This window comes from Deltaproteobacteria bacterium (assembly GCA_003696105.1).
In the GTDB taxonomy this organism is placed as follows: domain Bacteria; phylum Myxococcota_A; class Polyangia; order Haliangiales; family J016; genus J016.
In genome coordinates this window covers 1-7086 of the sequence record RFGE01000166.1, presented here as the reverse complement: position 1 = coordinate 7086, position 7086 = coordinate 1, and the positions used below count along the sequence as shown (strand labels likewise).

4 protein-coding genes and 2 tRNA genes are annotated in these 7086 nt (G+C 70.7%); 5 read left to right on the top strand and 1 reads right to left on the bottom strand.

The window, feature by feature from the left end; translation table 11 throughout:
- On the bottom strand, positions 1 to 2873 hold a 2873-nt coding region (locus D6689_11245), incomplete at its 3' end, for a hypothetical protein (protein ID RMH41410.1).
- 529 nt (positions 2874 to 3402) lie between these two features.
- Here D6689_11245 and D6689_11240 point away from each other — a divergent pair.
- The 5 genes from D6689_11240 to D6689_11220 form a co-directional block, all read left to right on the top strand.
- Positions 3403 to 3479 (top strand) — tRNA-Arg (locus tag D6689_11240).
- 59 nt (positions 3480 to 3538) lie between these two features.
- A tRNA-Lys gene (locus D6689_11235) sits at positions 3539 to 3611 on the top strand.
- 9 nt (positions 3612 to 3620) lie between these two features.
- Positions 3621 to 5285: a PAS domain-containing protein gene (locus tag D6689_11230; protein ID RMH41409.1), complete on the top strand. Its 1665-nt coding sequence runs from the start codon at positions 3621 to 3623 to the stop codon at positions 5283 to 5285.
- Positions 5285 to 6646, top strand: a complete 1362-nt coding sequence (locus D6689_11225) for a sigma-54-dependent Fis family transcriptional regulator (protein RMH41408.1) — start codon at positions 5285 to 5287, stop codon at positions 6644 to 6646. The genes D6689_11230 and D6689_11225 overlap by 1 nt, the downstream gene beginning before the upstream one ends.
- Before the next feature lie 92 nt (positions 6647 to 6738).
- A partial coding sequence (locus D6689_11220) for a hypothetical protein (protein ID RMH41407.1) occupies positions 6739 to 7086 on the top strand: 348 nt, incomplete at its 3' end.

The window sequence follows — 7086 nt, the reverse complement described above, 5'->3', positions numbered from 1 at the left end:
CCGTCGACGAACTCCCACGCCTCGTTCGGGATGCGCCCGGACTCCGGCCAGCGCGCCACCATCAGGTCGCCGTGCCGGCGGTTGTAGGCCGAGACCCACGCGGTCGAACTCGACGACAGCGCCAGCTCCGAGTACTGGCCGACGTCGCCGAACGGCACGTCGTCCGAACACAGGCACTCGCCCTCGAAGCAGACGCCGATCTGCCCGTCGGGGCAGGCGTCGGCGCAGTCGGCGTCGATTTCGCACACGGGCCCGCTGCCCGGGTTGCCGTCGCAGGAGCAGCCCGGCGTCGTCGCGCCGATGCCGAGCGCGAGCAGCGCGAGCAGCCCGCGGGCCGTGCCGCGCCGCGCGCCCGCGCGCGCCCACGCCACGAGTCGCCGGCGGCCGCTGCCCATCATCAACAGCACAGCGACGGCCACCGCGGCGACGATGCCGCCGCCGGATCCGCGGCCGCTGCCGATCTCGCAGTTGCATCCGCTGTCCTGCGCGCGACCGTGGAAGCCGATGAGCGCGCCCGCGTTGATGTCGGCGGCGCTCTGGTTGCCCAACTCGTCGCGTGCGAACACCGTGATGATGCCCGCGCGGTCCACCAGCGCCTGCACTTCGTGGACCGGCAGGCCGTTGTCGCGCGTCCACGGCGTGTCCGGTTCCGCGCGGCCACCGCCCGCCGCAAAGGCGTACTCGATCGTGTCGTCCGGCGACACCAAGTCGTGCGCGGGCACGCGCAGCACGCCGTCGGTCACCGCGGCGCGGCTCGCGAGGATGCGCGGCCCCGCCGAGTCGGTCACGATGTCGAACCGCACCGGCGACAGGTCGACCGACCGCGGGTCGCCGACGGCGCGCGCCTTGACTTCGACCGTGTGGTGTCCCTGCAGCGCGAGCTGGCGCTCTCGGATGACCAGGTGGGTGTCGCGCGTGTACGGCCGCCAGAATCCGCGGTTGAGCCGCCAGCTCCACTCGAGTTGCCGGCCTTGCGGGTCGTACGGGTCCAGGTCGATGACGACTTCGGGCAGGCTTCCCCCCGCGCCGGCCATCCACATCTGCAGCGCCTGCGGTGGCGGTGTGCGCACGCTCGTGAGCCGGGCGGCGGTGTCGACCGGCTGGCGCGGCGGCAGCTGATGGTCGAGGACGTAGCGCTCGAGGGCGCCGCCGGGGACGTTGTGCCGCTCGCCGAACTGTTCGAGCATCATCATCGACGGCACGAGCGACGCGTTCAGCGCGAGGAACTCGTCCTCGGCCGTGACGACCTTGGAGAACTTGATGTTCGCGAGCGTGAACCCGCTGATGTCCGGCAGCGCGATCGGCCCGATCCCGTCGCTGATGAGCGGAAGCGCGAGATCGAAGATCGACGGCAGGACCTGTTCGAGTTGGGCGGCTCCCTCGCGCAAAAACTCGGCGTTGTGCACGGTGAGCTGGATGTCGTCGGCCGACAGGCCCGTGAGAATCGGCTCGACCGCCGGGTTGCCCATGTCGTCGACCGTGGACTCGAGGTTGAGGCCGACGTCCATCGACAGGCGAATCGTGAACCCGCGCACGTAGCGTTCGAACAGGAACGCGTAGAAGTCGACGTCGAGATTGCGAATGTGGATCGTGAGGCTCGGATCGTCCTCGGTGCCTTCGCCGATGGTGAAGTCGAGCGCTTCGGTCGGGCGCAACACCAGCAGCAGTGGATCCTCGCCGTCTTCGCTGCCGAGTTCCGCCAGCGACGGGACCAGCAGGCCGACCAGGCCGAGGTTGAGCTGCGGGATCAGGTCCGGGCCGACGCCGAGGCACATCGCGCCCGACGTGACCAGGTGGTGCCCCGTGAGGTCCAGGAAGGTTTCGGACAGGCCGACCACGAGGTCGTTCGCGGGGTCGGGCATGCCGAGGAACGCGTCGGCCGGGTCCAGCTTGAACGTGTTGCGCGGCGTCGTGGTCAAGTTGTGGGGCGGCGCGGCGAAGTCGGGCGCTGCCAGCGGCGGCACGCACAGCGCCGGCTCGTTGTCGAGGTCGGGCGTGCGCGTCGATACGTCCTCGTCCGCGTTGAAGCCGGTGATGACCCCGAGCGACAGACCCTCGGCCGGCAGCGACACGTAGCCGCCCGGGATGAACTTCGTCTCGATGAGCGCGTTCGTGCCGGGCGACAGCGACCCGATGAGTGCGCCGAGGTCGACGACTCCTTCGATGCCGAGCGGATCGGGGAGGAACCCGCGGATGAGGTCTTCGATGGTCGGTGTGAGCAGGTCGACCAGGAAGTTGCCGAGCGGCGAGCTGAGCAGGTCGACCACGAGGTCCAGCACGCTCGAGATGAACCCGCAACCGCTGCTGTTGAAGCCGGACAGATCCAGGTCGATGTTCTGGAGTTGGATGTCGAGTTCGCCGTCGCTCGCGCGCGTGAAGAACCCGACGTCGAGGGTGACGTCGCCGTCGTTCAGCGTCACGTTCATCGTGCAGCTGTCGACGGTGACGCCGAGCACGCGAATGCGAGCGGGGATCTGGGTGCTGACATCGACGACGACGTGGGCGCGGAACGTGTTCGGATCCGGAACGGACAGGTCGATACTCTGGAGGGCGACGTCGACCTGACAGCCGCGAGCTCCGCCCGTGCAATCGTTGCGGTAGCACGCTTCGCCGTCGGCGACGAAGGCGTCGATGCTCTGCCGGCCGACGCAGAACCCGTCGCCGAACGAGTCCTGAACGACTGCCTTGACGATGTTTTCGATCGCGTCGAAGCCGGTGCGGGTGACGCGCACCTGCATCCCGCCCTCGATCGTCTGGTCGGCCGGGAGTCCGCCGGGCGGCAACGGGTCCACGGCGCAGCCGTTGCAACCCCCGCCGCTGCAGCCCGATCCGATCAATACTGCCAGCGCGACAACCCAATCGAAGCGAAACAAACGATACATCGTGGTCTCCCCGGTCGTGTCCGAGCCGTCGTCGGCCCCCGAAACCCGGATTCTAACGAACCCGGGTCATGTTGAATATGCTGGAAACGACACCGCCACCGCCGTGCGCGCCGCGGCGGCCCGCACTTCACGGCGAGCGCACGCGCCTGTCGGCGGCGAGGTTTGCACGTTGCGCGCCAGGCGACAGGACGGCCTAACCCGCAGGGACGCAAGCAGGCCGGCGCCGGGTGGGGACGGTCGACCCGGGCCGATGCGTCCCCTTGTTGGGCTGGCGCCGTGGCCCCGCGGAGCACGGCGCGGCGCTCGCGGCGCCGGGCGCAACGGCCGGACACCGGTGCGGCGGCGGGCGCGGCGGCTCGGCGGCGGCGCGGCGCGGCATACCGGCCGTTTGTGCAAGCGGATAAAATCAAACGGTTTTTGTCACGGGCGGGCGGACGGTCGAGCGGCGGTGGTGCCGGCTTGGCGCATGGCGCTTGACATCGGAGGCTCGGAGGCGCTATTCGTAGCGCCGCGTTTTTCTGGGCCCGTAGCTCAGATGGATAGAGCGCCGGACTTCGAATCCGTAGGCCGGGCGTTCGAGTCGCCCCGGGCCCGCCGGCATCAAGTCCAGGTAAACCGCGCAGGTAGATCGACGACAGGTTCCGACGTAGCGACACGGGGGCATAGCTCAGTTGGTAGAGCAGCGGATTCTTAATCCGCCGGCCGAAGGTTCGAGTCCTTCTGCCCTCACTGGCGTTCGTGCAGCGGGGCGGCCCCGTCGTGGGACGTGGCCGCCCCGGCCGCCGGCTGCCGCGGCGGCTCGGCCGCGAGGACCGAGGCGGCGCCGGCTTCGTGCCGTCGGTGACCGCGGTGGGGTACCCGCGTGGCGTGGCCGCGCGCGCCGCCGAGCGGCTTCGCGCAGCGCCCGTCGACGGCCGGCCGCGCCGCGCGTCCGGGTCGCCGGGGCGTCGCGGCCGGCAAGAAATGCACCCACGTGGGGCCCGGCGCTGGTATACCGGTTGCAGCGTGCGTGCCGCGGTGAGGACGACTCGCGAACTGGCCGCGCTCGGGCTGGCCGCCGGTTTGACCGTGTTGCTGATGTTCCTGGCGTGGCAGGTCGTCGAGGACCACTACGTATCGACCGCGTGGCAGCTGCGCTGGACGCACATCGCGCGCGGCGTCTCCACCAGCCTCGTGACGGCCTTCGTGGTCGGCCTGCTCGCGGTTCGCAACCGGCGCGAGCGGATGCGCCACCTGCAGCAGATGGTCGACGACCGGACCGCCGAGATCGAGCGGGCGCGCGCGATCCTTCAACGCGTCGTGGACGCGACGCCGGCCTCGCTGATCCTGCTCGATCAAGATCTCCGGGTGCGTCTGGCCAACCGTGCGGCCGAGCGCGTCCACGGCCCTCTCGCGCCGGGCGATCGCGCGTGCGACGTGATCGTCGCCGACACCGCGCGGTGCACCGTGTGTCCGGGATGCGAATCGCTCGAGTCCGGGCGGCCCGGTCGCGGCGGCGCCGAATACACGGTACCGCGCTCCGGTGAGGTCCTTCGCATCGAGAGCTACCCCGTGAGCCTGGCCGACGGGAGGCGGTGGGTCCTGCTGGTCGAGCACGTCGTCACGGAGCAGCGAAAGCTCGAAGCGAGCCTCGTGCACCAGGAGAAGATGGCGGCGTTCGGGTTGCTCGCGGCCGGCATCGCGCACGAGATGGGCAACCCGTTGTCGTCCATCGAAATGCACCTGCGCCTGCTCGACGAGTCGGCGATGTCCGAGGAGGACGCCGACAGTTTGCGCACCGTGCGCCAGGAGACGGCGCGGCTTCGCCGGACGCTGCGCGAGCTGGTCGACTTTGCTCGCCGGCGCCGCGACGAGGCGGCGCTCGTGTCGGTGTCCGCGGTGATCGATGACGCGCTGCGCGTGCTTCACTACGATCGCCGGATGCGCGGGGTCGAGATCGACGTCAGTTGCGATCCGGACGTGCCGCCGGTCCACGTGGTCGAGGATCATCTCGTGCAGGTGGTCCTCAACCTGGTCATCAACGCGCTCGATGCCATGCCCGACGGCGGTCGCCTCGTCATCGATGCGCGCTACGCCGGCGGGAAGGTGTCGCTGCGCGTGCGCGACACGGGCTGCGGAATGCCGCGCCACGTGCTCGATCGCTGCTTCGAACCGCTGTTCACCACCAAGGCGGCCGGCAAGGGGACCGGCCTCGGGCTGAGCATCTGCCGGGACGTGCTGCGCGCGGCCGGTGGCGACATCGAGTTGCACAGCGCGCCCGGCCGCGGGACGACCGCCGTGGTGACGCTGCCGGCGGCGCGCGTGGATGTCGACGACGTGCGCCCCGCCCGCGCCGCGCGTGACGTGCGGCTGTACGCGGAGCCGGTCGTCGCGTCGCCAACCGGGCCCCGTACGGTGCATTGATGGATGCGGCCCGGATCCTGGTCGTGGAGGACGAGCGCGCGCAGCGCGACCCGCTCGTTCGCTACCTCAAACGGTGCGGCTACGCGGTCGACGCCGCCGCGAGCGGCGAGGAGGCCGACTCCGCGCTGAGCGCCGCGCGCTACTCCGTAGTGATCACCGACCTGCGATTGCCCGGTATCGACGGGCTCGAGGTGATTCGCCGTGCGGTGGCGCGCGACCCCGATCTCGGCGTGTTGCTCATCACGGCGTATGCGTCGGTCGACTCGGCGATCGAGGCGCTTCGCATCGGTGCGCACGACTATCTTCTCAAGCCGCTGCTGCTCGACGACGTCGGGCGCAAGGTCGCGAACCTCATTCGCCAGCGCGAGCTGGTGGCGGAGAACGCGCGGTTGCGGCGCGCGTTGTCGGCGCAGCAGCGCGTGCCCCGGCTGGTCGCGGAATCGGCGGCGATGCGCGAGGTGCAGGCGTGGGTGGACCGCGCGGCCGCGTCGCGTGCTCCGGTGCTGATCGACGGCGAGACCGGCGTCGGCAAGGAGGTGGTCGCCCGAGCCATCCACGCCGCGGGCGGCGGCGACGAGCCGTTCCTCGTCGCGCAGCTGGCGACGATTCCCGACGCGATGATCGAGAGCGAGCTGTTCGGCTACGAGCGCGGAGCGTTCACCGGCGCGACCCGGTCTCGCGACGGCCTGCTGCGGTCGGCGGGGCGCGGAACGGTCTTCATCGACGAGATCGCCGACCTGCCCGATGCGGCGCAGGGCGCGCTGCTGCGGGCACTCGAGTCGGGGGAGGTCAAGCCGCTCGGGAGCGACCACGCGGTGCCAATCGAGGCGCGCGTCATCGCGGCCACACGCCACGACCTCGGCGAACTCGTGGAATCGCGAAAATTTCGAGCAGACCTGTACTACCGCATGAATGTTTTGCGCGTTTCGATCCCGCCCCTGCGGGAGAGGCCGGACGACATCCCGTTGTTGGTCCAAGAGTTGCTAAGGCGCGACGCGCGCGGATCCGCAACGACCGTCTCCGCGGAGGCCATGCGAGCGCTGTGCCGCCACCGGTGGCCCGGCAACGTGCGCGAGCTGCGCAACGTGCTCGAGCGCGCCCGCATGTTGTGCGACGAGGGCGTGATCGACGTGGAGCATCTGCCCCCCGATGTGGCCGAGGCGTCGGCGCCGCGGCTCACGTTGCAGGATGCGATCGACCGGTTCGAGCGAGGCTACATCGCGATGGTGTTGCGGTTGTGCGACGGCAACCGCGAGCGCGCCGCGCGCGAACTCGGCATCTCGCCGGCGACGCTGTACCGCCGGCTCGAGCGCCACTCTCTCAAAACTGAGAATCGGGCGACCGACGACTCTCATTCGTGAGAGGGTGCGAATCGGCCTCGGCGCGCCGTACCGGGTCGGTACGGAGGTTGCTGTGACGCGCCGGCGTGAGAGCCACGCTGATCGTATCGATTGTGTGCGCGAGCGCGCTGGCGTTTGCGCAGCAGCAAGATCCCGCACCGTCCGGGTCGGCCGCCGACGAGGCGGCGCCGGCGGGCGAGCCGGGCGAGACGGCCGCGCCGGCGGCGGGCGACGAGGCGACCGCAGGACAGGCTGCGGACGCCGGCGCAGCCGCACAGCCCGAAGCCGAAGCGGAGGCGACCGGCGAAGCGGCGCCGGCCGCCAGCGAAGGGGCGGCACCCGCCGCGGCGTCCGCCGAGCAGGGACCGATGGAGGAGCTGTTCGCGGAAAAGTGCGGCTCCTGCCACAGCATCGGCAAGGGCGCTCGCGTCGGCCCCGACCTCAAGGGCGCGCACGAGCGG